The sequence below is a fragment of the Promicromonospora kroppenstedtii DSM 19349 genome (genome assembly GCF_000515355.1).
In the GTDB taxonomy this organism is placed as follows: domain Bacteria; phylum Actinomycetota; class Actinomycetes; order Actinomycetales; family Cellulomonadaceae; genus Promicromonospora; species Promicromonospora kroppenstedtii.
In genome coordinates this window covers 866-2816 of the sequence record NZ_KI911643.1, presented here as the reverse complement: position 1 = coordinate 2816, position 1951 = coordinate 866, and the positions used below count along the sequence as shown (strand labels likewise).

The following is a 1951-nucleotide window of genomic DNA, read 5'->3' as shown; positions in this document are numbered from 1 at the left end:
GGACGACGCGCGGGCGGTGCGCGCCGCCGTCGGGCAGCCGCCGGAGGGCGGCGAGGTGTGGGCCGACTTCGAGGCGCGTTCCGCCGAGTACTACGGCCTGCTCTCCCAGGTCGTGGACCTGGGCGACGACCACGAGGCCGCCGAGGGCGGCCTGCCCGCCGACGTCGTGCGGCGGGTCGAGGCGCAGCCACTGGACCGGTCCCTGCTGCGCGCCAACCTGCGCGGCTACCAGCAGTTCGGCGCGAAGTACGCGCTGGTGCAGCGGCGCACGATCCTCGGCGACGAGATGGGGCTCGGCAAGACCATGCAGTCCATCGCGGTGGCCGCGCACCTGGTGGCAACGGGCGGCACGCACGTGCTGGTGGTGTGCCCCGCGAGCGTGGTGACCAACTGGAAGCGCGAGGTGGAGCAGCACTCGGACCTGAGCGCCGTGGTGCTGCACGGCACCGACCGCGAGCAGGCCGCCGCTCGCTGGGTGGTCGGCGGCGGCGTCGCCGTGACGACCTTCGAGGTGCTCGGCCGGCTCGACCTGCCCCACGACCTGCGGCCCGCGCTGATGGTCGTCGACGAGGCGCACTACGTGAAGAACCCCGAGACGCTGCGCGGCCGCGAGGTGCGGCGCTGGGCCGACCGGTCCGACCGCGTCCTGTTCCTGTCCGGCACCCCGATGGAGAACAAGGTCGCCGAGTTCAAGAACATGGTGGCCTACCTGCAGCCCGAGGTGGCCGGCCAGCTCGACCCGAACGCCGGCCTGTCGGGCGCCAAGGCGTTCCGCCGGATCGTCGCGCCCGCCTACCTGCGCCGCAACCAGGAGGACGTGCTCACGGAGCTGCCCGAGATGGTGCAGGTCGAGGAGTGGGAGCAGTTCGGCCCCGTCGACGGCGCCGCCTACCGCGACGCCGTGCTGGCCGGGAACTTCATGGCCATGCGCCGCGCGGCGTTCGCGGTGTCGGACGCGGGCGACTCCGCCAAGCTGGTGCGCCTGCGCGAGCTGGTCACCGAGGCCGTCGACGCGGGCCGCCGCGTCATCGTCTTCTCCTACTTCCTGTCCGTCCTGGAGCAGGTGATGGACCTGCTCGGCGACCTCGCCGTCGGGCCGCTGACCGGCTCGGTGCCGGTGCCCGAGCGGCAGACCATGGTGGACGCCCTGTCCGCGCCCGGCGGGCCGTCCGTGCTGGTCAGCCAGATCACCGCCGGGGGAGTGGGCCTCAACGTGCAGGCCGCGAGCGTCGTCATCTTCTGCGAGCCGCAGGTCAAGCCCACCATCGAGGCCCAGGCCGTCGCCCGTGCCCACCGCATGGGCCAGACCCGCACCGTCCAGGTGCACCGGCTCCTGGTCGAGCGGTCCGTGGACCAGAGGATGATGGAGATCCTCGGGTCCAAGTCGGCGCTGTTCGAGGAGTTCGCCCGCCAGTCCGAGATCACAGACGCCTCGCCGTCGGCCGTGGACGTCGCCGCGCCGACCGAGACCACGCTGTCACGGACCATCCTCGCCGAGGAGCAGGAGCGGCTGAGCCACACACCATGACCTGACCCTTCGCCGCCCATTTCGGTGTGATAACCGCTTCGGGTGGGATTGGGGTTCACTGACGGAGTGTCCACGTTGTCGTCAAGGCCCCGGGCGGGGGCCGCACACACGACGTCGCCGGGGCGGCTGCTCGCGCCGGAACGACGCATCGTCCCGTTCGTCGGGCGCACCGCCGAGCTCGCGTCGCTCGCCGTGTGGTGCACCAGCCCGGACCCCGTCGGGATCCGGCTGGTCACCGGTCCGGGCGGCGTCGGCAAGACCCGCCTCGCCCGCGAGTTCGCGCACCACATGGCCCGCGCCGGCTGGACCTGCCTGAACGTGCCCGACGGCGCGGAGAGCCAGACCCTGGCCCTCGTCCCCGACGGCGCCCCCGCCCTCCTCCTGGTCGACGACGCCGGCACCCGCGGCCCGGCGCTCGCCGAC

The 1951-nt window shown here is 73.2% G+C and carries 2 protein-coding genes; both read left to right on the top strand.

Annotation, left to right across the window (positions count from 1 at the left end; genetic code table 11):
* Positions 1-1528: DEAD/DEAH box helicase (locus tag PROKR_RS08895; protein ID WP_169736364.1), on the top strand; the 1528-nt coding region annotated here is incomplete at its 5' end.
* Positions 1529-1594: 66 nt separating this feature from the next.
* The coding region (locus PROKR_RS08890; protein ID WP_036962205.1) for an ATP-binding protein at positions 1595-1951 on the top strand (357 nt) is incomplete at its 3' end.